Here is a 26074-nt window from a genome sequence, read left to right as displayed (position 1 = left end):
ACCTGTTCGACCCGCTACAGTGCAGAAACTTCTTCAAAGCTGCCGGATATGAGGCCAATTAAACGCGACGTGCTTTAACTCTTTTTACGCAATTCCGGACGGAAAACCGCTACGCACTTTTCCTGGAATTGCTCTGGCGGGAAAATTCAAAAAGATGCCGGTCAGTTCTCGGTCGGCTCCGTCGGCGCCGGGCCGGGCGTCGGGGTCGAGATCGACGTCGGGTGCGGCTTTGGCGCTTCCCCCGGACATTCGTCCTTGATCCTGGTCCAGGACGTGTTGTTGAGGACCATATCGCAACGGGCGAGGTGGCTTTCGCCGTCCAGCGTCAGGCACGCCGTCTGGCCGACATTGAAGGAGTTGCCGTTGGCAAGACAGGTTGGCGCCGCCAGCGATGACGTCGGCGCGGCAAGCGCCAAAGCAAGGCCGAGCGGCCAGATAAGATAACGGATCGCCATTCAACCCCCACAGCAATCCGTATCAAAGACCGGATTTGTGGCGATATCTGGTCCAGAAACGTCTCAGGCCGGCTGCAGGCTGAGCTCGATCGCGACCGGCACGTGGTCGGAAGGTTTTTCCCAGGCGCGGACGTGCTTTTCCACCGAGGCCGACGAGAAACGGTTGGCGGCTTCCGGCGAGAGCAGCAGGTGGTCGATGCGGATGCCGTTGTTCTTCTGCCAGGCGCCAGCCTGATAATCCCAGAAGGTGTAGACGCCGGCCGAGTCGGTCACCGTACGCACCGCCTCGGTGAAGCCGAGATTCTTCAGCCGGCGGAAGGCTTGCCTTGTCTGCGGCTGGAACAGCGCGTCGCCCAGCCAGTTTTCGGGAAACCGGGCATCGGCGGGTTCGGGGATGACGTTATAGTCGCCGGCCAGCACCAGTGCCTCTTCCAGGCGCAACCGCTCCTGCGCCCAGCGCTCCAGCCGCGCCATCCAGGCCAGCTTATAGGGAAATTTCCGCTCATCGTCGATCGGGTTGCCGTTAGGCAGATAGAGCGAGACGACGCGCAGGGCGCCCTGGTCGGTGGAAAAGACGCCTTGTATGATTCGGGTATGTGAGTCAGCGTTGTAGCCCGGCAAGCCGCGGTTGACCTCGTCGAAAGGAAGCTTCGACAGGATCGCGACGCCGTTGAAGCTCTTCTGGCCGTTGGTTTCGACATTATAGCCCAGCGCCTCGATCTCGGCGCGCGGGAACTGCTCGTCTACCGTCTTGATCTCCTGCAGGCAGACGATGTCGGGCGCGCTCTCGGTCAGCCAGTGGGTGAGGTTGCCGATGCGGGCGCGAACGCCGTTGATGTTCCAGGTGACGATCTTCATGCAGGCCTCGATGCTATTCGGACGGAAGACGTTCGACGAAGCGGATCGTATTGCCTGCGCGAGTCTTTAGAAAGGCCGTCCGGTCGCATTCCTGCCAATAGCCATGCGCCACCCGGCTCGCACCGGTCAGAGGCTTGCGAAGTTTCGGTCGGTCAGATGGAGAAGCTGGTGCCGCAGCCGCACGAGGCGACCGCGTTCGGGTTCCTGATCTGGAAGGACTGGCCCATCAAATCGTCGACGAAGTCGATCACCGAGCCGCCCATATAGACCAGCGACAGGTCGTCGATCAGGACGGTCGCGCCATCCTTCTCGATGGCGACGTCGTCGTCGTTGCGCGTCTCGACCAAATCGAATTTGTAGGAAAAGCCGGAGCAGCCGCCGCCTTCGACGGAAACGCGCAAGGCCGTCTTGCCCGGTTCGCCGGCCACGATCCTGGCGATCCGCTTTGCCGCGGCGTCGGTCATTTCGACCTTCATGGCAGTCTTGGCATCCGCGCCCATAGGCGTCACCTTGCTTTCGGTTTCACATGATAGGTATGAAGCGGGCAGGCCTGAGTCAACTGGTGGGTCAATGGACGAGCGGCAGGGCAAGGATGCGCTCAGCGACATCGGATTCGGCTATCGGCCGCGCGCCGCCTATGCGAGCGACCCGGAGCGCTCGCGCGGGCGCCTGTTCGACGAGCCCGAAAGCCCGACGCGCACGCCGTTCCAGCGCGATCGCGACCGCATCATCCACTCCACCGCCTTCCGCCGGCTGAAGCACAAGACCCAGGTCTTCGTCGCGCATGAGGGCGACCATTTCCGTACGCGGCTGACGCATTCGATCGAGGTGGCGCAGATCGCCCGCGCGCTGGCGCGGGCATTGCGTGGCGACGAGGATCTCGCCGAGGCGGTCGCCCTGGTGCATGATTTCGGCCACACGCCCTTCGGCCACACAGGCGAGGATGCGCTCAACGAGAAGATGGCCGCCTGGGGCGGCTTCGATCACAACGCGCAGTCGCTGCGCGTGGTCACGCGGCTGGAGCGGCGCTATGCCGAATTCGACGGGCTGAACCTCACCTGGGAAACGCTGGAGGGGCTCGTCAAGCACAACGGCCCGTTGACCGACGCAAGCGGGAAGGGGCTCAAGGGTACGGTGCCGCAAGCGATCCGCGACTACTCGGAACTGCACGATCTCGAGCTCGATCGCTTCGCCGGCATCGAGGCGCAGTGCGCCGCGATCGCCGACGACATCGCCTACAACACCCATGACATCGACGACGGCCTGCGCGCCGGCCTGCTGACGCTGGACATGCTGCAAGGCGTAGGCCTGCCGGGCTCGATCCTGAGGGGCGTGCGCGCCAAATATCCTCAGCTAGACGATGTCCGCACCGGACACGAGCTGATGCGCCGGCAGATCACGCTGATGGTCGAGGATGTCATCGCATCGACCGCCGCCAATATCGAGCGTCTGAAACCGGACAGCGCCGATGCGGTGCGCGCAGCCGGCGAGACCCTGGTGACGTTTTCAGCCGACATGGCCGCGGCCGAAAAGGAACTGAAGGCTTTCCTCTACAAGCATCTCTACCGGCACCCGGAAGTGATGCGGGTGCGAGCCGAGGCCGAGCGGATCGTGCGCGAACTGTTCGACGTCTATTTCGCCGATCCGCGCGCCATGCCGGATGGCTGGCGCGAGGGGCTCGACCGGGCCGAGGATCGCATCAAGGCGCGCAGCGTCGCCGACTTCCTGGCCGGCATGACCGACACCTATGCGCTCAAGGAACATCGGCGTCTGTTTGACCATACGCCCGATTTGAGCTAGGGCGAGCCTCGATTTTGCCGGCCATCGAGCCGGTTGCCTCTTAAAGCCCAGAGCACTTCCAATGAATATCTTCGCCGATTTCAACGCGCGGATCGTAAAGGCCGTCGAAGCCCTTGATCTCAAGGACAAGGAGGGGGCCGCGCTCGACTTGTCGCGTATCGCGGTCGAGCCGCCGCGCGATGCAAGCCACGGCGACCTCGCCACCAATGCGGCGATGGTGCTGGCCAAGCCCACCGGACAGAACCCGCGCGCGCTTGCCGAAAAACTCGCGGAAGCGCTGCGGAGCGACGCTGATATTGCCTCGGCCGAGATCGCCGGGCCAGGGTTCGTCAATCTCAGGCTCAAGGACGCGTTCTGGCATGCGCATCTGGCGGCGTTGCTCGGCGAGGGGCGCAACTATGGCCGTTCGACCATCGGCGGCGGCCGCAAGGCCAATGTCGAATATGTCTCGGCCAACCCGACCGGCCCCATGCATGTCGGCCATTGCCGCGGCGCCGTCGTCGGCGACGCCTTGGCCAATCTGATGGCCTTCGCCGGCTACGACGTGACCAAGGAATATGTCATCAACGACGCCGGTTCGCAGATCGACGTGCTCGGCCGCTCGGCGTTCCTGCGCTATCGCGAGGCGCTCGGCGACGACATCGGCGAGATCCCGTCCGGTCTCTATCCGGGCGACTACCTGGTCCCCGTCGGCCAGGCGCTGGCCAAGGAATTCGGCCGCGGCCTGCTGCAAATGCCGGAAGATGAAGCGCTGGCGATCGTCAAGGACCGCACCGTCGATGCGATGATGGCGATGATCCGCGAGGACCTGGCGCTGCTCAACGTGCATCACGACGTGTTCTTCTCGGAGCGCACGCTGCATGCCGACAACGCCAAGAAGATCCGGGCGGCGATTGCCGACCTGACGCTGAAGGGGCACATCTACAAGGGCAAGCTGCCGCCGCCCAAGGGCGAGAAGCCGGATGACTGGGAAGATCGCGAGCAGACGCTGTTCCGGTCGACCGCTGTCGGCGACGACATGGATCGGGCGCTGGTCAAGTCCGACGGCTCGTTCACCTATTTCGCCGCCGATGTCGCCTATCTGAAGGACAAGGTCGGGCGCGGCTTCGTCGACCTGATCTATGTGCTCGGCGCCGACCACGGCGGCTACGTGAAGCGGCTGGAAGCGCTGGCGCGGGCGGTTGCCGGCGACAAGGTCAAGCTGACGGTGCTGCTTTGCCAGCTGGTCAAACTGTTCCGCGACGGCGAGCCCGTCAGGATGTCGAAACGGTCGGGCGATTTCATCACCTTGCGCGAAGTGGTGGAGGAGGTTGGTCGCGACCCGATCCGCTTCATGATGCTTTACCGCAAGAACGACGCGCCGCTCGATTTCGACTTCGCCAAGGTCACGGAGCAGTCGAAGGACAATCCGGTGTTTTACGTGCAGTACGCCTCGGCGCGCTGCCATTCCGTCTTCAGGCAGGCGAGCGAGCAGCTCGGCGAGGCGAATTTCGACCGCAACCGGCTCGCGGCTTCCGTGGCTGCGCTGACCGACGAAGGCGAAATCGCGCTGATCCGGAAGCTGGCCGAATATCCCCGGCTGATCGAATCCGCGGCGCTTTCGCTGGAGCCGCACCGGCTCGCATTCTACCTCTACGATCTGGCTTCCGGCTTCCATGCACAGTGGAATCGCGGCCATGACAACCAGGACTTACGTTTTGTTAAGGTTAACGACCGAGAATCGACCTATGCCAGACTAGGGCTGGTGCAGGCTGTTTCGGATGTTTTGACCTCCGGCCTGACGCTGATCGGGGCAGACGCGCCCACGGAAATGCGTTAGGTTTAACTAAAAAACCTGTCACCTTTTGCCCACATTGCGCTGGTAAGGGCCAACCCTGCGCGACGTCCATGGCGTCCGACTGTGTGCGAGTTCGGGAACAATAATGGCAGACAGAACCCCGCTGAAAGTAGCCGACCACAACGATATCGCCGCCGATGATCCGTTCGCGGAACTGACCCGGATCATGGGTTTCGACCCGCGCCAGCCGGTGAGGCAGCCGGCTCCCGCGGTCGAGAAGGCCATGCCGGCCAATCAGGCCGTGGAGGAGGGCGATTTCGACATCGACCTCGAGAAGGAGTTGATGGGCGAGCTCGACTCCGTCGAGGAAAGCGAGCCGGTCGCTCAGCGGGCTGCCATACACCAGATCAGCCATGAGCCGGCCTTCGAGGCCGCCAGCGTCGCCGCAAACGACGATGAGCTCACCGCTTCCTTCGAGCAGGATTTCGTGTTCGACGACGCGGCGGATCATGCCGACTTCGCAATGGCCCGTGCGTCGGAGCCGGATTTTGCGCCGGAGCCGGATTTCGCCCCAGCGCCGTATGTCGAGCCGGAGCCAGAACTGGCGCCAGAGGCGCATTTTGCGCCCGAGCCGCATTTCGCGCCCGAGCCGCAAGAAGCTCCTGAGCCGGAAGTCGCTTTCGACGATGATTTCGACAAGGCGGTCGCCACTTCGCTCGATGTCTCGCCGCTCGAGGACGAGCTTCCGATCGATCAAGAAATGGCGGCTTCGCTGGACCAGGATTTCCAGCTCGACCATCATGAACCCGCCAACCTCGACTATCACGAGCCGGCTGACGCCCGTCAGGGTGCCGTCGAAGCCATGCAGGCAGCGAGCGAAGGGGCGTTCGACGCCGATTTCGACAACGCGGTCCAGATGTCGCTCGAAGACGAACTGTCGTTCGAGAGCCACGAGCCGGAGCAACACGCGCAGGCCGCCGAGCCGGCCGAAACTCAAGCGGCTGCTCCGCTGATTTCCGAGGACGATTTTGCCGGTCATTTCGACCAGGCGATAAGCGATGCCGATATGAATCTCGGCCAGGATCAGGACTTTCAGGAGCCGGAGCTGTCGCTTGACGACGAGCCGGCGCCGATGGTCGAGGTGCCGGTGGAGGCAGCCCATTTTGCCGCTGAGCCAGAACCCGTCGTGCCCGATCCTTCCGCTGCGCTGACGCTCGATGACGATTTCGAGCTGAGCTTTCGCGATGCGCTGAACGAGGAGCCGCAAGCTCCGGCCGTCGAGCCCGCCGCCGTGTTGCGGCCGGTCGTCGCCGAGCCGGTTCCGGTCGTTGCTGCTCCGGTGCCACCGGTCGCGGCTGTGGAACCGGCAAAGCCGGCTGCCAGCGAGCGCAGCCTGGAAGACGAGCTCAATGCGCTGCTCGGCGCCATGGCCGCGCGGCCGATGCCGGCGGTCAAGGAGCCTGCTCCCGCGCCACGGCTGGTTGCGGAACCCGAGAGCCACACGAGCGGGAAGGCGGCAGCCGACGATCTTGACTGGGATATCGACGAGCATCAGCCGGTGCAGAACGGGCAGGGCGTTCAGCCGGTCGACAGCGACCTGGACGACCTGCTCGCCAACGAGCTCGACCGTCAGGATTTTGCTGCCCCGGCCAAGACCGAGCCTTCCAGGGCCCAACCGGGCGTTGATTTCGACGACGACGCCTTCGGCGCCGCTTTCGCCCGGAGCATCGAGGCCGAGCAGGAGGCCGCGGCCAGGGCGAGCTCGACCCACGCCGAGTCGGCAAGGTCTTGGAGCCGTTCGACCCCAACCGCGCCGGCGGTGCAAGCTTCGTTCGCCGCGCAGCCGGCGCCCTCGGCGCCGGTGCAGATGGCTGCGCCTTCAGCGCCAGCGCAGATGGCGGCGCCTGCCTACCGCAGCGAACCGGCCATGGATTATGCCGCCTACGCCAAGCCGGCGCAGTCGCCGGTGTCTCCGCCGCAGCCCCGCCAGCATGACGACGTGCCGGATGTCGAGACGGTGGATGTGCCGGAGCGCGTCGTCGCGCTCGCGGATGACCTCGACATTCCGGAGCTGAGCTTCGAGGAGGATCAGCCGGCGGCACCCGCTTACGACGATCTCGATGCGGAATTCGCCAGCCTGCTCACCGATATGAACGCGACGGAGATCGCGTCGGCGCCCACGCAGAACCGGGGTTATGACGACGAATCCTACAATGCCGGCTTCAATGGCTACGACCGTCGCGATTTGCGTGCCGAGGCTCCGGCGGCTCCGGTGGCCCCGGCTTCGTTTGCCGCCGCGAACGATTACGACGCCGACGACCTGCCCGGCAGCCGACCGGTTTCGCAGGCGGACGATTTCACCACCGATGAGCTCGACTATGATCCCGAGCTCGAAGAAGCGATGGCGATCCCCGGGCTTGCCGAGCGCGAGGCGGCGCAGCCGCGCCGGCGCAGCATGACGATCGCGGCGCTCGTCGGCGCCGTGGTGGTTCTCGGCGGCCTCGGCGCGCTGGCCTTCTCCTTCGGCGGGAAGGGCGGCAGCGAGGCCCCGGTGATCGTCAAGGCCGATAATTCGCCGATCAAGGTGAAGCCTGAAAATCCGGGCGGCGCGGTGGTGCCGAACCAGGACAACAAGGTTTATGACGCGGTGGCCAAGGGCGGCGGCGCGGCCAAGCCCAACGAGCCGGTGCAGCAGAAGCTGGTGAACACCACCGAACAGCCCGTGGACCTGGCCTCGAAGGAACCGCCGCAGAGCCGCGTGGTCGATCTTTCGCCCAACGACAACGACGCCGCGGCCGGCGCTGACGCCGCCGACGATCCAGCCACGACGTTGCCCGGCGTCGCGCAAGCGGCTGTGCCTGAAAGCGCGCAGCCTGCCGCGCCGGCAAGCACGCAGCCGGCAGCACCGGCGCCCAAGTCGGAGGACCGCATCGCCCAGGTGCTGCAGCAGGATGCCGACAACACCGCCAGCAACGATGTCGTCGCCGTCGCGCCGCGCAAGGTGAAGACCATGATGGTGAAGCCTGACGGCTCGCTGGTGCCGCGTGAGGATCCGGCCCTGGCCGTGTCGAAGGTCGCCGCGGCTGAGCCGAGCGATCCGGCGCCGCAGCATGTCGCGCCGACCTCCGACGGCCAGCAGACGGGAACCGTATCTTCCGATACGGACCAGGCCGATGCGCAGACCCCAAAGCCGGTGAAACCCGCGAAGAAGGCCGAAGCCAAGGCGCAGTCGACCAACACGCCGGCAACGGTGCCGGTGGCGCCGGCGCGTCCGTCCGACCAGCCGGTCGACATCGTCGGCGAGGTCAAGCCGGACCAGGTCGCTTCCATCGATCCGGCGGCGGCTGCCAGCGGCGGCTCGTGGTCGATGCAGATCGCCTCGCAGCCGACGGTTGAAAGCGCGCAGTCGACCTATCAGGATCTGCAGCGCCGCTATGGCAGCGTGCTCTCGGGCCGCACGGCCAACATCGTCAAGGCCGAGGTCGCGGGCAAGGGCACCTTCTACCGCGTCCGCGTCCCGGCCCAGTCGCGCAACGATGCGATCAACCTTTGCACCAGCTACAAGGCGGCCGGCGGCAATTGCTTCGTATCGCGCTAACCCGCTTAACCTTTCAAGCCGGCGCCGCCGAAAGGCCGCGCCGGCTTTTCGTTGTGGACGGTTGTGGGCTTTGGCCGGTCGGAGGGCAGGGGTGATTCCCTTTGCCCGCCCAAAGCCTTAAGCTTCCGTGCATGAGCGAATCAAAATCCATGATCCTCGGCTGCGCCGGGAAATCCCTCACCGAAGACGAAATCCGCTTCTATCGCGATGAACGTCCCTGGGGTTTCATCCTGTTTGCGCGCAATATCGGCGATGCCGGGCAGATCCGCGACCTTGTCGCCTCGATGCGCGACAGCGTCGGCCGGCCGGACGCTCCGATCTTCATCGACCAGGAAGGCGGCCGGGTGCAGCGGCTGCGCCCGCCGCTGGCGCCGAACTACCCGGCTGGCGGCGCGCTTGGCGCATTGTGGCGCGAAAACAAGGAAGCAGGCCGCCGCGCCGCCTGGCTGATGGCGCGGCTGCATGCCTTCGATCTCGCCCGCCTGGGCATAACGGCCGACTGCCTGCCGGTGCTCGACGTTCCGGTCGAGGGCGCCAGCGACGTCATCGGCGCGCGCGCCTATGGCAAGGAGCCCAACGCCGCGATTGAGCTTGGCCGGGCTTCTGCCGAGGGGCTGATGTCGGGCGGCGTGCTGCCGGTGATGAAGCATATTCCCGGCCACGGCCGCGCCTTTGCCGACACGCATTTCGCGCTGCCGACCGTCGATACGCCGCTCGATGAGCTCCGCCGGCATGATTTCGCCCCGTTCATGGCGCTCAGAGAACTGCCGATGGCGATGACGGCGCATGTCGTCTACAGCGCCGTCGATCCCGACAACCCTGCGACGACGTCCGCCAAGGTCGTCAGTCAGGTGATCCGCGGCGAGATCGGCTTCGACGGGCTGCTGATGAGCGACGACACCTCGATGAAGGCACTTTCTGGGGATTTCCCGACAAAGGCGGCCTCGATCCTTGCGGCCGGCTGCGATCTCGTCCTTCACTGCAACGGCGTTTTCGAGGAGATGTCGGGGATCGCGTCGCGCACGACGGCGCTGTCAGGCAAGTCCTTGCAACGCGCGGAGCGGGCGCTGACCTATATAAGGAACCGCGACGTCGCCGACGAAACGGCGATACGCGCAGAATTTGCCACCTATTTCGAAGCGGTGGCCTGAACCGAAGGGACGAAAGGCAAGTGGCGGAGACATTGGAAGGCAAGGCCGCGAAGGCCGCACCGATGGACCGTCTGTGGGCCGAGAACGACGATTCACGCCTGACCGGCGACCCGTCGCTGGTCGTCGACGTGGCGGGTTTCGAAGGCCCGCTCGATCTGCTCTTGCATCTTGCACGGAACCAGAAGGTCGATCTGGCGCGCATTTCGATCCTGGCGCTCGCCGAGCAATATCTGGCCTTCATTGAGAAGGTGCGGGCGCTGAGGCTCGAGCTTGCCGCCGACTATCTGGTGATGGCGGCGTGGCTCGCCTTCCTGAAATCGAAGCTCTTGATCCCGAAGCAGCCGGGCGAAGAGGGCGAAAGCGGCGAGGAACTGGCGGCGGTGCTGCAATTCCGGCTGAAGCGGCTGGAAGCCATGCGCGACGCCGCGGCGCGTCTGGTCAACCGCAATCGTCTCGGCCGTGATGTCTTTTCGCGCGGCATGCCGGAAATGGTGATCATCGAGAAGCGCAACAGCTTTTCGGCCTCGCTTTACGATCTGCTCACCGCCTATGCGCAGCAGCGCCAGAAGCAGGCCATCAACAGTGTGACGATCGCCAGGCGCGCCGTATGGTCGCTGAAGGATGCGCGCGAGGTGCTGGCGCGCCTGATCGGCTCGGTCGGCGACTGGACGGCGCTCGACAGCTTCCTGATCGAATATCTGGCGACGCCGGAAGAGAAGCGCACGGCAATGGCCAGTTCCTTCGCGGCGACGCTTGAGATGGTGCGCGAGGGCAAACTGGAGGTGCGGCAGGAACAGGTGTTCGCGCCGATCTATCTGCGCGGCCGCGCGCAAGGGGTAAGGGCAGTCGAGGTGGTATCATGAGCGAACGCGCCAACGCTTCGGTCATCCCGTTCAAGGTCGAGGACGAGCCGGAAGACGATATGGCCGAGCAGGGTTCCATCGAAAACCCAGCCGAGCGGCTGCAATTGTCGGAAGCCGTGCGCATGGCCGAGGCGATCGTTTTCGCCAGCACCGAGCCGGTCAGCGAAAAGCAGCTTGCCGCGCGCCTGCCGGAAGGCGTCAACATCGCCGCTGCGATGGCGGATCTGCAGGAAATCTATGCCAAGCGCGGCGTCAACCTTGTGCGGGTCGGCGATGCCTGGGCTTTCCGCACCGCGGGCGACCTGGCTTTCCTGATGAGCCGGGACTCCGTCCAGCAGAGAAAGCTGTCGCGCGCGGCGCTCGAAGTGCTGGCGATCATCGCCTATCACCAGCCGGTCACGCGCGCCGAGATCGAGGACATCAGAGGCGTCGAAACGTCCAAAGGTACGCTCGACACGCTGCTCGAAACGGAATGGGTCAGGATGCGCGGCCGCCGCCGCACGCCCGGGCGGCCGGTGACCTATGGCACCACGGACGCTTTCCTCGACCATTTCGCGCTGGAGGAGATCCGCGATCTGCCGGGCATGGAAGAGTTGAAGGGCGCAGGCCTGCTCTCGACGCGCATGCCTGCCAATTTCTCGATGCCGGTGCCGCCGGCCGATCCGGATGCGCTCGCCGAGGACGAGGACGCGCTGACCGATATCGACCTCGAGGAGCTCGGGCTGCTGACGCCGCGCGTCACGGAAGAGTGAGCGCGAAACCGGCGCGGATGGTCTATTAGCAAGGCCTGCGCGGATTCGTAGCAAGGCGCTCGCGCCGAAAGTGCGTGACATCCGCTAGCCATTTTATCAACTTCATTGCGGTTGTGTTTGAATCCCCGAGCGAAAACGCATAGATCATCGCCAGGGAAAACATTCGAGAGAGATTAGCAATGGGTTCATTTTCGATTTGGCACTGGATGATCGTGCTGGTCATCGTGCTTCTGGTGTTCGGCCGCGGCAAGATCCCGGAACTGATGGGCGACATGGCCAAGGGCATCAAGAGCTTCAAGAAGGGCATGGCTGACGACGACACCGCCGACGACAAGCGTACCGTCGAGCATCGTGCCGACGAGACTGTTTCGCCGGCCAAGGAAAAGGTCAGCAAGAGCTGATCCCGGTTGTTGGTTTGAGCATGCCGTTGTCCCAAAACCGCTTCGCGCGGTTGAGCGGCAGGCACCCGTCGGAATAGATTGCCATGTTCGAAGTCGGTTGGAGCGAGCTGCTGGTGATCGCGGTCGTCATGATCGTGGTCGTCGGGCCTAAGGATTTGCCCAACATGCTGCGCACCTTCGGTCGCACCGCGGCGAAATTGCGCGCCATGGCCGGCGATTTCCAGAAGCAATTCAACGAAGCGCTGAAGGAAGCCGAACTCGACGACGTGAAGAGTTCGATCGACAGTCTTCGCGGCCTCAATCCGATGAACGAGGTGCGCAAGCAGCTCAATCCGTTCGAGCAGGCTGCGGCCGATGTGCGCGCCGGCGTCGATACGATGATGAAGCCCAAGCCGGCCGCCGATCCGGCCGCGCCGGCAGCGGAAACGCCGCAGGCCGCCGAGCCGTTGAAGAACGGCGCCACGGATATGCCCGGCGCCAGCGGAACCGAGGCCACGCCGGCAGCGCCGATCTTCCCCGCCATGACCGACGCCTCCGTCACGGAATCGGTTTCAGAGGCCCCCGCAGCGGCCAAGCCCGCGAAAAAGGCCACGACCCCCAAGGCCAGCGTCGCGGCGAATACGGCAGCGGCGTCAAAGGTGTCGGCGACGAAGGCACCGGACGCAAAAGCGCCGGCTAAAGCCGCAGCGACTGCCGGAAAGGCCGCGCCCGAGGCCGAGGCAAAGCCCGCCACGGCGAAGAAGCCGGCCGCCAAGAAGACAACTGACGCCAAGAAGACGGCGGGAGCCGCCAAGTGAGCGTTTCGGACAAGGAAAAGGAAGAAATCGAGAAATCGTCCGCGCCCCTGATCGAGCATCTCATCGAACTGCGCCGCCGGCTGATCTGGTCGCTGGGCGGCTTTTTCGTCGCCTTCCTCGTCTGCTTCTTCTTCGCCAAGCGCCTGTTCAACCTTCTGGTCATCCCGTTCAAATGGGCGACGCAATGGGCAGGGCTCGACCCGCACAAGGTCGAGCTCATCTATACCGCGCCGCAGGAGTTCTTCTTCACCCAGGTGAAGCTCGCCATGTTTGGCGGCATGGTGATCGCCTTCCCGCTGATCGCCACGCAGATCTACAAGTTCATCGCGCCTGGGCTCTACAAGAACGAGCGCAGCGCCTTCCTGCCGTTCCTGATCGCTTCGCCGATCCTGTTCCTGATGGGTGCCTCGCTGGTCTATTTCTTCTTCACCCCGATGGTGATGTGGTTCTTCCTGGCCATGCAGCAGACCGGCACCAACGACCAAGTGCAGATATCGCTGCTGCCGAAGGTGTCGGAATATCTCAGCCTGATCATGACGCTGATCTTCTCCTTCGGCCTGGTGTTCCAGCTGCCGGTGGTGACCAGCCTTTTGACGCGTGTCGGCATATTGTCGTCGCAGGCGCTGGCCGAGAAGCGCAAATGGGCGATCGTCCTTTCCTTCGTGGTTGCCGCGGTGCTGACGCCGCCGGATCCGATGAGCCAGTGCGGCCTCGCCATCCCGACCATCATTCTCTACGAGGTGGCCATCTGGTCGTCGCGCATGATCGAGCGCAGCCAGGCGCGCGACCGCCTGGCGCGCGAGCAGCAGCAAGAGGCGGAGAGCAGTTCGGTTTCGAGCAACACACCGGACGCCTCCTCGACCTAGCCAGCCATTCAAGCCGGGAAAATCGCGGCGGTCGGCTCGGCCGCCGTCTTGCATCGATGACGGATGCGGTTTACGCCCTCGATCCTTACCTTGAGGATCGACCATGCTTGACATCAAATGGATTCGCGACAACCCGAAGGCTCTTGTCGAGGCGCTGGTGAAGCGCTCGTGGTCGGCGGGCGAGGCGCAGTCCACGGTCGACGATCTGGTCGCGAAGGACGAGGCGCGGCGCGAGCATCTGACCGAGTTGCAGGTCAAGCAGGAGCGCCGCAACGCCGCCTCGAAGGAGATCGGCAATGCGATGCGTTCGGGCGATTCAGCGCTTGCCGAGAAGCTCAAGGGCGAAGTCAGCGACATCAAGGCGTTCATCCAGGACGGCGAGGCGCGCGAGCGCGAGCTCGACAAGGCGCTGAACGACGCGCTCGCGGTGCTGCCCAATGTGCCGCTGGAGGACGTGCCGGTCGGCAAGGACGAGCACGATAATGTCGTCAAGCGCATCGTTGGCGAGGTGCCGACGCGCCCGAACTGGGTGAAGGAGCATTTCGAGATCGGCGAAGCGCTCGGCATGATGGATTTCGAGCGCGCGGCGAAACTGTCCGGCGCCCGCTTCACCGTGCTGAAGAGCCAGCTGGCGCGGCTGGAGCGCGCGCTCGGCCAGTTCATGATCGACCTGCACACCACCGAGCACGGCTATGAAGAGATCATCCCGCCTCTGATGGTGCGCGACGAGGTGCTGTTCGGCACCAACCAGCTGCCGAAATTCGAGCTCGACCTATTCTTCACGCCGCATGGCGACGGTCGTCTCGGTTTGATCCCCACGGCGGAAGTGCCGCTGACCAACCTGGTGCGCGAAGAGATCACCGCGCATGAAAAGCTGCCGCTGCGCTACACGGCGCTGACACCATGCTTCCGCTCGGAAGCGGGCTCGGCCGGCCGCGACACGCGCGGCATGCTGCGCCAGCACCAGTTCTACAAGGTCGAGCTGGTCTCGATCACCGACCAGGAGAACTCGATCAAAGAACATGAGCGCATGACGGAGTGCGCCGAGGCCGTTTTGAAAAAACTGGACCTGCCGTTCCGCACGATGACGCTCTGCACCGGCGACATGGGTTTCGGCGCGCGCAAGACCTACGACATCGAGGTCTGGCTGCCAGGGCAGAACGCCTATCGCGAAATCTCGTCCTGCTCGGTCTGCGGCGATTTCCAGGCCAGGCGCATGGATGCCCGCTACAAGGACAAGGACGGCAAGGGCAATCGCTTCGTCCATACGTTGAACGGCTCGGGCACCGCGGTCGGCCGCGCTCTCATAGCCGTCATCGAAAACTACCAGAATGAGGATGGCGGCGTAACCATTCCTGAAGTGCTGCGGCCTTACATGGGTGGTCTCGCCAAGATCGAAGCGAAGTGACTCGATGCGCATTCTCCTGACCAATGACGACGGCATCCACGCCGAAGGGCTGGCGTCGCTCGAACGCATCGCGCGCACGCTGTCGGACGATGTCTGGGTGGTGGCGCCCGAGCAGGACCAGTCCGGCTACGCGCATTCGCTGTCGATCTCGGAGCCGCTCAGGCTGCGCAAGATCGGCGAGAAGCATTACGCCGTGCGCGGCACGCCGACCGACTGCGTCATCATGGGCACGAAGAAGATCCTGCCCGGACCGCCGGACCTGATCCTGTCCGGCGTCAATTCCGGCGCCAACATCGCCGACGACGTCACCTATTCCGGTACCGTGGCGGGCGCCATGGAAGGCGCGCTGCTCGGCGTGCGCTCCATCGCGGTGAGCCAGGCCTATTCCTATGTCGGCGAGGACCGCGTCGTTCCCTACGAGACGACCGAGGCGCTGGCACCGGCGCTGCTCAAGCGGCTGGTGGAAACGCCGCTGCCGGAAGGCGTGCTGCTCAACGTCAATTTCCCGAACTGCGCTCCCGACGAGGTGGAGGGCACCGTCGTCACCTCGCAGGGCAAGCTGGTGCATAGCCTGTGGGTCGACGAGCGGCGCGACGGGCGCGGCCTGCCTTACTACTGGCTGCGCTTCGGCCGCGAGCCGGTCGAGGGCAAAAAGGGCACGGACCTTTATGCGATGCGCAACCGGCTGGTGTCGGTGACGCCGCTGCAGCTCGACCTTACCGCCCATGAACTCCGCGACCAACTGACCAAGGCGTTGTCATGAATAAGGTTTTGGCATGAACACGGCTATCGACGACCGCGAGGGGTTTGCCGCTTTCCTGCTCAGGCTGCGGGGCAGGGGCACGGCGCCGAAGGCGCTGGTCGCGGCCTTCGAGGCGACGCCGCGGCGTGGTTTCCTGTCGGCCCAGTTCCACCCGATCGCATGGTCGGACGGCATGTTGCCGATCGAGTGCGGCGAAGCGATCGAGGGCGCCGATCTGCAGGCTGCCGTGATTGCCGCGCTCCACATCGAGCCGGGCAACCGCGTGCTCGAGATCGGCACCGGCTCGGGCTACACGGCCGCGGTCATGTCGAGGCTCGCGGCGCGCGTCATCACCATCGACCGCTACAAGACGCTCACCGAGCAGGCCAAGCAGCGTTTCGAGGCGCTCGCCATCAGCAACGTCATCGTCCGCCAGGCCGACGGTTCCAACGGCCTGCCCAATGAGGGGCCGTTCGACCGCATCGTCGCCTGGGCGGCTTTCGACAACCTGCCGCGCTTCCTGCTCGACCAGCTGTCGAGCGGCGGCGTCGTCATCGCGCCGATCGGCCCGGAGGAAGGCGAGCAGGTGCTGGCCAAGCTCACCAAGGTCGGCAGCCGCTTCGAGCGCGAGGACATCGGCATGGTCAGGCTGCAGCCGATCCTGCGCAGCGTCGCCGCGGTGATCTAGCTTTTCTCAACCGTTCCAGCGGAAGTTCAGCCGCAAGCCGATTAGGTCGACGTCCTGGCTGATGCGATCCGTGCCGAACGGGAAGGGCAGCCCGACGGTTGCGAAAGTAGTGGTTTTGTCGGGCATGAACAGGTGATCGTATTCGATTGCGAGCGACCAATTCGGGGCGAAGCCGTATTCAAGGCCCGCGCCCAGCACGCCACCCCACCGGGTCTGATCGCCGGTCTTGCCAGCAGGGATGTCTGGAGGAAAGAGGACCTCAAAACGGTCGTGAGTTATGGCCGCACCGCCCTTGACGTAAAAGAGTGCGTTATCGACGCTGTATCCCACCTGGGCCGTCAGCAATCCAAACCAGTCGACGCGGGAACGATCTATAAAAGGGGGAATGAATTCGCTGACATTGGAACCCTTTAGATCGGCCCAGTTACCCTGCGCTTCGAGCCCGAACACCCAGTCGTTGCGCTGCCAGCGATAGCCAAGCTGTGCGCCGACGGTGCCGCCGGTGGCGTTGTGACAGCCCTCGTTGAAAGACAGGCCGGCAAGTTGAGCGTCCCAGCATGAGTGGCTCGATCCCCAGCCGCCATTGGCGCCGATGTAGAAACCGCTCCAGTCGTAGCTCGCGGCAACGGGTGTTTCGGTGAGATCGGCGGCGGATACGGGCGCAGTCGCGCCCAAAGCAGCGGCAAACGCCGCGGCGGTGAGAAAACATTTCATTGAAGGACCCTCCCAAGTTCCCTGACGGTATCGGAACTCGCCCCGGAAATCTCGTTACCTGGAAGCAACACCCGGGAATATTTGAATCCAAACTATACTTGGATAGGAAACTGCGGCGTCCGGACCGATCACTTCGATGTTCGGCGATTGAACTTTGTTCCCGGCCTGCAATGAAGCGAAGCCCGCGGTCCCGAGAACCAGCCGCGAATGCGCCGGAAAGCCGGGATGTCCGCGTCGCCGTCGCCCGGATTTTGGCCGCGCCAAAATTTCCGCCAATGTTTTAAGAAAATTTTCGCCGGATTCTAATGGGTTAACCGGCCAGTAACATTAACGCGCTTTAATCATGGCCAGTTTGTACCGGGTCTGTGCGGGTTAGTGCGATGCAATTCAATCACTTGAAGGCAAACAGACGCAATCTGACGCGCGGTTGCGCTGTGCTGATGATTGCCGGCGCGGCGGCCGGGTGCAGTTCCCAGTCGATGCGCTTCAACGGTGTCGACGATGTCTTCACATCATCCACCAACAATCAGCGTGCCATCATCAACAAGCAGAATGTCGACCAGCCCTATCCGGGCGATACGGTCGCGCCTGCGCCGGTCGACGGCACCCACACCCAGTCGGTGAGCCGCTCCAGCCTCGAGCCGGTCACCGCCCAGCAACTGCCGCCTCCGTCGGCGCCGGCTGCGGCAAAGCCGATGCGTACCGCTTCGGCGCCCGCCCTCGCGCCGGCTCCTGCCCTCGCGCCTGCGCCGCATCTCGACAGGACGGCCACCGGCACGGTTGCCGCGGCCAAGCCGTTTAAGACCGCCGAGCCCGACGCCGTGCGCAATGCGAGCGCCGCGCCGCATGCGACGGAAATCGTGGTGCGCGACGGCGAGACGCTTTCGGGCCTTGCGGCGCATTACCATGTGCCGGCCGATGCCATCGCCAAGGTCAACGGGATCGATCCGAAGAAGGGCATCCGCAGCGGTCAGAAGATCGTCATCCCCGCCTATGCCTATTCGAGCAAGGCGGAGCCGAAGGTCGCCGAAGGCAAGCCGACGAACACGCCGAAGCAGCCTGCTCCCGAAAAGGTCGCTGTGCTGCCGCAGCAACCCAAGGTCAAGGACGGCAAATCTGCCGCTCAGGTCGATGCGTCGGCCGCGGCCGCCGGTTCCAAGAACCCGAAGCCCGCGCCGCAAATGGCCGAGGCCAAGCCGGCCGGCGCCGGTGGCACCTACACCGTGCAGCAGGGCGACACGCTGTCGTCGATCGCCAGGAAGACCGGTGTAGGCACCACGGCGCTGAAGCAGGCTAACGGCATGAAGGACGGCCTGCTCAAGATCGGCCAGACGCTCAAGGTTCCGGCCGGCGGCACCGTTCAGGTGGCAGCCGCCAAGCCCGCCGCCGCCAAGCCTGGCGTCGATCCCGTGACGACCGCGACCACGACGCCGCCGGCGAAGACCACGCCGTCGCAAACGCTCGCCTCCTATACGCCGCCGAAGAAGGACGCCAAGGTCATCCAGCAGGCCGAGGACGACGATGCGGTGGCGCCCGACGCGACCGGCATCGGCAAGATGCGCTGGCCGGTGCGCGGCCGCGTGATCTCCGGCTTCGGTTCCGGCAAGGACGGCGTCGACATCGCGGTGCCGGAAGGAACGCCGATCAAGGCGGCCGAGAACGGCGTCGTCATCTATGCCGGCGACGGCCTCAAGGAGTTCGGCAACACCGTTCTGGTGCGGCACGAGAACGGCCTGGTGACCGTCTATGGCCATGCGAGCTCGATCGAGGTTCAGCGCGGCCAGAAGGTCAAGCGCGGCCAGGAGATCGCGCTGTCCGGCATGAGCGGCACGACCGACTCGCCCAAGCTGCACTTCGAAGTGCGCAAGAACTCGGCCCCGGTCGATCCGACCGGCTATCTCGAATAGAACAAGAACATTTGCGGGCCGCCTGACCTCCAGTCCGGGCCGCCGTCTTCAGCCCGCTCCGCAAGGGGCGGGCCTTTTCAGTTGCGGGCGAGGGTGGCCGGTCAGTCCTTCAACGGCTTGCCAAGCCGGCCGGCGAGGTCCTGCGTGAACTGCCAGGCGACGCGGCCGGAACGGCTGCCGCGGGTGGTTGCCCATTCCAGCGCCTCGGCGCGCAGCTGCTCGGGATCGATCGTCAGGCCGTGATAGCGGACATAGCCGTCGATCATGTCGAGATATTCGTCCTGCGAGCATTTGTGGAAGCCGAGCCACAGGCCGAAGCGGTCGGAAAGCGAGACTTTCTCCTCCACCGCTTCCGAAGGGTTGATCGCGGTCGAGCGCTCATTGTCGATCATGTCGCGTGGCAGCAGGTGCCGCCTGTTGGATGTGGCGTAGAAGATGACGTTGGTGGGCCGGCCCTCGACGCCGCCTTCCAGCGCCGCCTTCAGTGACTTGTATGACGTATCGTCATGGTCGAAGGAGAGGTCGTCGCAAAACAGGATGAAGCGGTATAGAGCCGCCTTCAGGAGACCCATCAGCTTGGGCAGCGTGTCGATGTCCTCGCGGTGGATTTCGATCAGCTTCAGCGGCCGGTCGAGCTTGTCGGAGGCGTTGACGGTGGCGTGCACGGCCTTGACCAGGGAGGATTTGCCCATGCCGCGCGCGCCCCACAAGAGCACGTTGTTCGCCGCATAGCCGGACGCGAAGCGCTCGGTGTTGTCGAGCAGGATGTCGCGGACACGGTCGACGCCGCGGATCAGGCCGATGTCGACGCGGTTGACCTTGCGCACCGGTTCCAGAAAACCCGGATCCGCCTGCCACACGAAGCAGTCGGCGACGCCGAGGTCGGTCTGCGGAACCGGCGGCGGGGCGAGGCGGGAAACCGCCTCGATCAGGCGGTCGAGTTTCTTGTTCAAGGCATCCAGGCTGTCGGTCATGTCAGGTCTTTTTGTTGTGGCATGTCGAGATGTGGGAGCAGCTTCCATGGCGTCGCTGCTAGAACCAGGCCCAAGCTTTTGTTGGAGCATGATCTTTTCGGTGGCCTCGAAGCGGCTTCCGCTGCGACGCTCTAGCACGCCGCAAACGGCTGGAAAAGCAACGGATTGGTCCCGCAGCGGAGTTGCATTGGTAAGTTTACCGACTATATTCCGGCCAAATTTTCGCGGGGCCGCCCCGGCGGTATTTCACCATCCAGGAGTTTCTTGATGTTCGTTACACCGGCATACGCCCAGGGCGTCGGCGCCTCGCCAGACATGCTCATCTCGATTTTGCCGTTTGTCCTGATTTTCGTGATCATGTATTTTCTGATCATCCGGCCGCAGCGCGCGCAGCTGAAGAAGCGCCAGGAAATGCTGTCGGCGGTGCGCCGCGGCGACACGGTGGTGACCGGCGGCGGCTTCGTCGGCAAGGTAACCAAGGTGATCGACGACAATGAGCTGGAGATCGACCTTGGCGGCGGCACCAAAGTGACGGCGCTTCGCTCGACGATCTCGGACGTGCGCGTCAAGGGCGAGCCGGTGGCGAACCAGAACGCCAAGAAGTAAGCGAAATCCTGGCGGCGATAGCCGCGGGCAGGCTCTGACGAACGGCGGCATATGGTCTATCTTTCGCGCCTGAGGGTCATTTTGATCGGGCTTGCCCTGATCTCGATGGTCTTCGGCGCGTCGCATGCTTTCGCCTCGGTGCCCGGTGCGCATATTTTATTTCGCCTGGATACGGACGAGGTAAAAGGCCGCCGGCTCGAAGCAATGCGCGACCAGATCAGGACGCTGCTTCACGACGCCGAACCCAGGATCAGCTACAGCGGCCTTGCCGTATCGAGCCTCACGGTTCAACTGCGCATTGACGATCCTGGGCAAGTCGAGGCCGCCAAAGTGGCGCTTAAGGCGGTGGTCGAGCCCATTGCCGGCAAGGACGGTCCGGTCCAGGAGTTTGCGCTGGACGATAGCGAGCGCGGCCTGCTGAAGTTCGCCATGACCGATGCCGGCGCAAAGTACCGAACCTCCGAGGCGCTCACACAGTCGATCGAGGTCATCAAAAATCGCCTCAACGAACTTGGCGTAGCCGATCCCTCGGTCCAGTTGACGGATGACGGCTTGCTGGTTCAGGCGCCAGGCGTCGCGGACTTGCACAGCCTGGCGCAAATCCTTGCGCGGCAGGGCCGGCTGAGCTTCCAATTGGTCGATACTTCGATGCCTGTGGACGATGCGGTCAATGGCCAGCCGCCTGTCGGTTCAACGGTGCTTTACACGCAGAACGATCCGCCAGTGCCCTATCTGGTCGAGGACCGGGTGCTTGTCTCGGGCGACAGTGTGCTGGACGCGGAAGCGACCCACGACAGCTCGACAGAACAGTTTGTCGTCGCATTCCGGCTCGATTCCAAGGGTACGCAACGTTTCAAGTGGGCGACCACGCGGAATATCGGCAAGCCATTTGCAGTGATTTTGGACGATCAGGTGATTTCGGCGCCTATCATCCGGGAACCCATCGAGCATGGCACGGTGCAGATATCGGGCAATTTCACGGCCCAAAGCGCCAAGGAACTGGCCCTGTTATTCCGCACCGGCGCGCTGCCGGCGAGATTGACAATCGTCGAGGAAGCACGATAGGGCCGGCCATGGCCGGAATGACAACCATAGCTGACAACGAGCCGATGGCGGAACGCTGCCGCTTGTACGCCTGAACGGATAAGAACGAATGCTCTATTTCTCGCGCCTGAAGATGATCCTGATCTGGCTCGCCGTGGCCATCACAGTGATCCTCGCCGCGCCCAATCTCTTCCCGGCAAGCACGCTGGCGCAACTGCCAAGTTGGGTGCCGAAGCGGCAGATGACGCTCGGCCTCGACCTTCAGGGCGGCTCGCACATCCTGCTCCAGATGGACCAGAACGATCTGGTCAAGGATCAACTGGAGACGACACGCGACGAGATCAGGACGCTGCTGCGCGATGCCAAGATCCAATATACCGGACTTGGTGGAACGGGCCGCACCGTGCAGGTGCGTATCAACGATCCGAGCCAGGTCGAAGCCGCAAAGACGGCGTTGAAGCCGATAACCAATCCAGTCACGGCCGGGCTCTTTAGCGGCGGTTCCGTCCAGTCGATGACCCTGGACGATTCCGAGCCCGGATTGCTGAAGTTCACCGTCACGGATGCGGGCATCAAGTACCGCACATCGACGGCGCTGTCGCAGGCGATCGAGGTCGTGGAGCGGCGCGTCAACGCGCTCGGCACGACGGAACCGATCGTGCAGCGGCAGGGTGACGATCGCATTCTGGTCCAGGTGCCCGGACTGCAAAACCCGCAAAGGCTCAAGGACATCATCGGCCAGACCGCCAAGCTGACGTTCCAGATGGTCGATACGTCGGTGCCGGTCCAGGACGCGATGAAAAATCGACCGCCGCCCGGCGACTCCGTCCTTTACTCGCAGGACGATCCGCCAGTTCCTTACCTGGTCGAGAACCGCGTCATCGTGTCGGGCGAAGACCTGTCGAACGCGACGCCGACTTATAACTCGCAGACCAATGAGCCGGTCGTTTCGTTCACCTTCAATTCCCGTGGGGCGACGCGGTTCGGCCAGGCAACCCAGCAGAATGTAGGCAAGCCATTCGCCATCGTGCTCGACAATCAGGTGATTTCGGCGCCGGTGATCCGCGAACCTATCCTTGGCGGCAGCGGCCAGATCTCCGGCAATTTCACTGCCGACAGCGCCAACGACCTCGCCGTCTTGCTGCGCGCCGGCGCCTTGCCGGCGAAATTGACCATTATCGAAGAACGCACGGTTGGACCGGGCCTCGGCCAGGATTCCATCCACGCCGGTAAAGTGGCGGGCGTGATCGGCTCGATCCTCGTCGTCGGCTTCATGTTCGTCGCCTATGGCTTCCTTGGCTTCCTCGCCAACATCGCTTTGGCCGTCCATGTCGCGATGATTGTCGGGGCGCTGTCGCTGCTCGGCGCCACGCTGACCTTGCCGGGTATCGCGGGTATCGTGCTCACCATCGGCATGGCGGTGGACTCGAACGTTCTGATCTATGAGCGTATTCGCGAAGAGCGGCGAGCCGGCCGCTCCGTCATCCAGGCGATCGACACCGGCTTCTCCAAGGCGCTGGCGACCATCGTCGACTCCAACGTCACCTCGCTGATCGCCACCGTGGTGCTGTTCTGGCTGGGTACCGGTCCGGTCAAGGGCTTCGCCATCACTTATGCCATCGGTATTTTGACCACGGTCTTCACCGCATTCACCTTCACCCGCATGCTGGTGGCGATCTGGCTGCGCCGTGCCCGGCCGAAGGAGCTGCCGCGGGCGCCCGTGACCTTTATTCGGCCTGGCACAAAGATCCCGTTCATGGGCATCCGTCGCTGGACCTTTGCGCTTTCAAGCACGTTGTCCATCCTCTCGGTTGTCGGATTCCTGACCCTCGGCATCAACTACGGCATCGACTTCAGGGGCGGTTCGCTGATCGAGGTGCAGTCCAAGCAGGGCGACGCGAATCTTGGTGACATCCGCTCGCGACTTTCGGACCTCAACATCGGCGAGATCCAGGTGCAGCAGTTCGGCGCGCCGAACGACGTGCTGATCCGCGTCGGAACGCAGGACGCCGGCGAGAATGCCGAGCAGACCGTTATCGACAAGGTGCGGGGCGAATTGCAGGACCAGTACGACTTCCGTCGCGTTGAAGTCGTGGGGCCGACGGTTTCCGGCGAGTTGGCCAAGCAGGGCACGATCGCCATGCTGATCGCGTTGGCCGGCATCCTGCTCTATGTCTGGTTCCGTTTCGAATGGCAGTTCGCGGTCGGCGCCATCGTGGCGACGGTCCACGACGTGGTGATGACGATCGGCTTCTTTGTCCTGACGGGGTTGGAGTTCAACCAGTCGTCGCTGGCGGCGATCCTCACCATCATCGGCTACTCGCTGAACGATACGATCGTGGTCTATGACCGTGTCCGCGAGGATCTACGAAAATACAAGAAGATGCCGCTGCCGCAGCTCTTGAACAACGCCATCAACGAGACGTTGTCTCGAACCACACTCACCTCAGTGACGACATCGCTCGCGCTGTTGGCGCTGGTGCTGTTCGGCGGCGAGGTCATCCGCTCCTTCACGATGGCCATGCTGTTCGGCGTGGTGTTCGGCACCTACTCGTCGATCTTCATCGCCGCGCCGCTGCTGATCCTGTTCCGGTTGCGGCCGCAGGCCTCGACCGCCGACGAGGAAAAGCCGGTGAACGGCAAGGCCGTGACGACCTGACGTCGCCAGGGCCGGATGGTAAAGAGATAGAGCATGATGTCGTCCGAAAACCGCTTCACACTTTTCGGCATCATGCTCTAGACCCATGGCCAAAGGCATCATCATCCGCGAGGCGCATTTCCCCGGCAAGGCGCCGATCGAAGCCTATGGCAATGGCGGCTTCCGCTTTGCCGACATGTCGCATCGCGGCTCGCTGCTCGTCCTGCCGTCGGGCATCCATGGCTGGGAGCCGGCCGATCCGCTGGCGCTGAAGGCCTCGGATTTCGACAGACTATTCGCCGAGGCCGGCAGGGTGGAGATCCTGCTGGTCGGCATGGGCAAGGAATTGCGGCCGCTGCCGGCGGCACTGCGCGCCGCGCTCAAGGAGGCCGGCATCTCGGCCGACCCGATGTCGACCGGGGCGGCGGTGCGGACCTACAATGTGTTGCTCGCCGAAGACCGCGCCGTGGCCGCGGCGCTGATCGCCGTCGATTGAATGGCCGGCACGTCCAACATCAAAAATGGCGACATCGTCATGGATGCGGTGCGCGCCGCCGACCATGACCGGTACCTGTCGGCACTCTACGCGCCGGCCGACAAGCGCGGCGCGCTGCTTGCGCTCTATGCCTTCAACGCCGAAATCGCCGGGGTGCGCGACCGCATCCACGAGCCGTTGCCGGGCGAGGTCAGGCTGCAATGGTGGCGCGACGTCATCGCGGCCGATGGAGATGCCGAGACAGGCCACCCGACCGCCGATGCGCTGCGCGCGACGATCGCCGCCCACCATTTGCCGAAGACTGCTTTCGACAACATGCTCGAGGCCCGCATCTTCGATCTCTATGACGATCCGATGCCGTCGAGGACCGACCTCGAGGGCTATTGCGGCGAAACGGCCGCAGCCCTTATCCAGCTTGCGGCGATGGTGCTCGATCCGGTCGCGGCGCCGGGTTTCGCCGAGTTGGCGGGCAGGGCCGGTTGCGCCCAGGCCATCACCGGCCTGCTGCTTCTATTGCCGCTGCATCGCCGGCGCGGCCAGTGTTTCATGCCCGCGGACATCCTGGCGGCCGCCGGCACGACGCCGGAAGAGTTCGTCAAAGGAGAGGGCGGGCCCGCCGCGGAACGCACGGTCGCTGCGATGATCGCGCTGGCGCGGGAGCATCTCAGCGCCTTCGAGAAAGGCGCGCCAAGGCTTCCCGTTGCGTTGCGGCCGGCTTTCCTGCCGTTGGCGCTGACCCGCGCCTATCTCGACAGGACGGAGAAGACGGGCAGGTCGCCGCTCGCTGCGACAGCGACGCTTTCCATCCTGCGCAGGCACTGGCTGCTCCTGCGTCACGCGATGCGAGGCTGGACACCCCTTTGACGTAAACGTCAATCGTGCTAGGGGTTCCGTCGCGTGGACTCGCATCAAAGAAATGCGGGCCACCGGAGGAGCCGCCTTTCCATGAGCCTGCCAGTCCTGGTCGTCCTAGTCGTGTTCGGCATCGCGCTGTCGGTCGCCGCCGTGCATTTCACAGGCGGCACGACCACGGCGACGCTTGCCGGCGAGGATCAGGCGCTGGCTCGTTTCGCCGAGGATTTTCCCGACGAAAAGCCCGGCGCTGTGCGGCTGACGGCCGACAGCCATGCCGCGTTTCTCGAGCTCGGTTCGAAGCGCTGTGGCATCGTCCAGAGCATAGGCGATTGCTTTCTGACGCGTATCGTCACGCCGCACGACATTCTGGCGCTGACCAGGGAAGGCAATGCGGTGTCGCTGCGGCTCAACGATTTCACCTGGAAAGGCGGCAATTTCGTCTTTGCCGACGAAGCAGGCGCGCTGGCCATGGCGGCGGCATTGCATGGCCATGATCGGATCCGGGAGGCGGCGTGATGGATCAGTATAATTTCCCGCAGGTCACCCAGCTTGCGATCCCGTTCTTCGTCGCGGCGATATTGATCGAGCTTTGGCTGGTGCGCACCGGCCGCGCCAAGGGATCGTTCGAAACGCGCGACACGCTGACCAGCCTGATGATGGGGACCGGCAATGTCGTTGCAGGCC

General features: G+C 64.0%; 24 protein-coding genes and 1 pseudogene. 20 read left to right on the top strand and 5 right to left on the bottom strand.

Annotated elements, in window-relative coordinates; genetic code table 11:
* Nucleotides 1-161: 161 nt before the first annotated feature.
* The 3 genes from FJ471_RS27090 to erpA all read right to left on the bottom strand — a co-directional run bounded on the left by FJ471_RS27090 (nt 162) and on the right by erpA (nt 1813).
* Nucleotides 162-455 (bottom strand): hypothetical protein, encoded by a 294-nt coding sequence (locus FJ471_RS27090; RefSeq protein ID WP_140807781.1) that lies wholly within the window; start codon nt 453-455, stop codon nt 162-164.
* A gap of 63 nt (nt 456-518) precedes the next feature.
* A complete protein-coding gene (gene xth, locus FJ471_RS27085) occupies nt 519-1313 on the bottom strand; it encodes an exodeoxyribonuclease III (protein ID WP_140807780.1) in 795 nt (264 codons plus the stop codon).
* A 152-nt stretch (nt 1314-1465) separates the two neighbouring features.
* Nucleotides 1466-1813, bottom strand: a complete 348-nt coding sequence (gene erpA, locus FJ471_RS27080) for an iron-sulfur cluster insertion protein ErpA (protein WP_140807779.1) — start codon at nt 1811-1813, stop codon at nt 1466-1468.
* A gap of 70 nt (nt 1814-1883) precedes the next feature.
* On the opposite strand from erpA, the gene FJ471_RS27075 reads away from it, so the two are divergent.
* From FJ471_RS27075 to FJ471_RS27020, 12 genes are all read left to right on the top strand, one after another.
* Nucleotides 1884-3113 carry a deoxyguanosinetriphosphate triphosphohydrolase gene (locus FJ471_RS27075; protein WP_140807778.1) on the top strand — a complete coding sequence of 410 codons (1230 nt, stop codon included), beginning with the start codon at nt 1884-1886 and terminating at the stop codon, nt 3111-3113.
* A gap of 61 nt (nt 3114-3174) precedes the next feature.
* The gene (argS, locus tag FJ471_RS27070) at nt 3175-4932 is read left to right on the top strand and encodes an arginine--tRNA ligase (RefSeq protein ID WP_140807777.1); all 1758 of its coding nucleotides are present in this window, start codon (nt 3175-3177) and stop codon (nt 4930-4932) included.
* Nucleotides 4933-5035: 103 nt separating this feature from the next.
* Entirely contained in the window at nt 5036-8488 is a 3453-nt protein-coding gene (locus tag FJ471_RS27065; protein ID WP_140807776.1) for an SPOR domain-containing protein, read from the top strand.
* A gap of 131 nt (nt 8489-8619) precedes the next feature.
* Nucleotides 8620-9639: a beta-N-acetylhexosaminidase gene (gene nagZ, locus FJ471_RS27060; protein WP_140807775.1), complete on the top strand. Its 1020-nt coding sequence runs from the start codon at nt 8620-8622 to the stop codon at nt 9637-9639.
* A 62-nt stretch (nt 9640-9701) separates the two neighbouring features.
* Nucleotides 9702-10502 (top strand): ScpA family protein, encoded by an 801-nt coding sequence (locus FJ471_RS27055; protein WP_140807783.1) that lies wholly within the window; start codon nt 9702-9704, stop codon nt 10500-10502.
* Nucleotides 10499-11254, top strand: coding sequence for an SMC-Scp complex subunit ScpB (scpB, locus tag FJ471_RS27050; RefSeq protein WP_140807774.1), 756 nt, complete (start codon nt 10499-10501; stop codon nt 11252-11254). Before FJ471_RS27055 ends, scpB begins: the two co-directional genes overlap by 4 nt.
* Nucleotides 11255-11433: 179 nt before the next feature.
* A complete protein-coding gene (locus tag FJ471_RS27045) occupies nt 11434-11655 on the top strand; it encodes a twin-arginine translocase TatA/TatE family subunit (RefSeq protein ID WP_140807773.1) in 222 nt (73 codons plus the stop codon).
* An 83-nt stretch (nt 11656-11738) separates the two neighbouring features.
* Nucleotides 11739-12452, top strand: coding sequence for a Sec-independent protein translocase protein TatB (gene tatB, locus FJ471_RS27040; protein WP_140807772.1), 714 nt, complete (start codon nt 11739-11741; stop codon nt 12450-12452).
* Nucleotides 12449-13318, top strand: a complete 870-nt coding sequence (tatC, locus tag FJ471_RS27035) for a twin-arginine translocase subunit TatC (RefSeq protein ID WP_140807771.1) — start codon at nt 12449-12451, stop codon at nt 13316-13318. Before tatB ends, tatC begins: the two co-directional genes overlap by 4 nt.
* Nucleotides 13319-13421: 103 nt before the next feature.
* Nucleotides 13422-14726: a serine--tRNA ligase gene (gene serS, locus FJ471_RS27030; RefSeq protein WP_140807770.1), complete on the top strand. Its 1305-nt coding sequence runs from the start codon at nt 13422-13424 to the stop codon at nt 14724-14726.
* Nucleotides 14727-14730: 4 nt separating this feature from the next.
* Nucleotides 14731-15489: a 5'/3'-nucleotidase SurE gene (gene surE, locus FJ471_RS27025; RefSeq protein WP_040982411.1), complete on the top strand. Its 759-nt coding sequence runs from the start codon at nt 14731-14733 to the stop codon at nt 15487-15489.
* A 13-nt stretch (nt 15490-15502) separates the two neighbouring features.
* On the top strand, nt 15503-16156 hold the full coding sequence (locus FJ471_RS27020; RefSeq protein ID WP_140807769.1) for a protein-L-isoaspartate(D-aspartate) O-methyltransferase: 654 nt from the start codon (nt 15503-15505) through the stop codon (nt 16154-16156).
* Between the two features lie 6 nt (nt 16157-16162).
* Here FJ471_RS27020 and FJ471_RS27015 read toward each other — a convergent pair whose 3' ends face one another.
* Nucleotides 16163-16870 carry an outer membrane beta-barrel protein gene (locus tag FJ471_RS27015; protein ID WP_140807768.1) on the bottom strand — a complete coding sequence of 236 codons (708 nt, stop codon included), beginning with the start codon at nt 16868-16870 and terminating at the stop codon, nt 16163-16165.
* A gap of 380 nt (nt 16871-17250) precedes the next feature.
* On the opposite strand from FJ471_RS27015, the gene FJ471_RS27010 reads away from it, so the two are divergent.
* Complete coding sequence (locus FJ471_RS27010; protein ID WP_140807767.1) at nt 17251-18777, top strand: peptidoglycan DD-metalloendopeptidase family protein; 1527 nt, start codon at nt 17251-17253, stop codon at nt 18775-18777.
* A gap of 101 nt (nt 18778-18878) precedes the next feature.
* Here the strand turns inward: FJ471_RS27010 and FJ471_RS27005 are convergent, their stop codons facing one another.
* Nucleotides 18879-19751 carry an ATP-binding protein gene (locus tag FJ471_RS27005; protein ID WP_140807766.1) on the bottom strand — a complete coding sequence of 291 codons (873 nt, stop codon included), beginning with the start codon at nt 19749-19751 and terminating at the stop codon, nt 18879-18881.
* A 267-nt stretch (nt 19752-20018) separates the two neighbouring features.
* Here FJ471_RS27005 and yajC point away from each other — a divergent pair, with 267 nt between their 5' ends.
* From yajC to FJ471_RS35400, 7 genes and pseudogenes are all read left to right on the top strand, one after another.
* The gene (gene yajC, locus FJ471_RS27000) at nt 20019-20357 is read left to right on the top strand and encodes a preprotein translocase subunit YajC (RefSeq protein ID WP_095765024.1); all 339 of its coding nucleotides are present in this window, start codon (nt 20019-20021) and stop codon (nt 20355-20357) included.
* A gap of 51 nt (nt 20358-20408) precedes the next feature.
* Nucleotides 20409-21422: a hypothetical protein gene (locus FJ471_RS26995; RefSeq protein WP_140807765.1), complete on the top strand. Its 1014-nt coding sequence runs from the start codon at nt 20409-20411 to the stop codon at nt 21420-21422.
* A gap of 88 nt (nt 21423-21510) precedes the next feature.
* Entirely contained in the window at nt 21511-24060 is a 2550-nt protein-coding gene (gene secDF / locus FJ471_RS26990) for a protein translocase subunit SecDF (RefSeq protein ID WP_140807764.1), read from the top strand.
* A gap of 85 nt (nt 24061-24145) precedes the next feature.
* Complete coding sequence (locus FJ471_RS26985) at nt 24146-24535, top strand: Mth938-like domain-containing protein (RefSeq protein WP_140646714.1); 390 nt, start codon at nt 24146-24148, stop codon at nt 24533-24535.
* Nucleotides 24536-25399 (top strand): phytoene/squalene synthase family protein, encoded by an 864-nt coding sequence (locus FJ471_RS26980; RefSeq protein ID WP_246684844.1) that lies wholly within the window; start codon nt 24536-24538, stop codon nt 25397-25399.
* 81 nt (nt 25400-25480) lie between these two features.
* A complete protein-coding gene (locus FJ471_RS26975; RefSeq protein WP_140807763.1) occupies nt 25481-25906 on the top strand; it encodes a hypothetical protein in 426 nt (141 codons plus the stop codon).
* Nucleotides 25906-26074 (top strand): annotated as a pseudogene (locus tag FJ471_RS35400) (sterol desaturase family protein); the annotation flags it as partial. The gene FJ471_RS26975 and the pseudogene FJ471_RS35400, both read left to right, overlap by 1 nt.

Origin of the sequence: Mesorhizobium sp. B2-7-1 (assembly GCF_006440735.1) — a bacterium.
GTDB lineage: Bacteria > Pseudomonadota > Alphaproteobacteria > Rhizobiales > Rhizobiaceae > Mesorhizobium.
The sequence above is the reverse complement of the archived record's forward strand: the minus strand, read 5'-3'. Positions and strand labels throughout refer to the sequence as shown.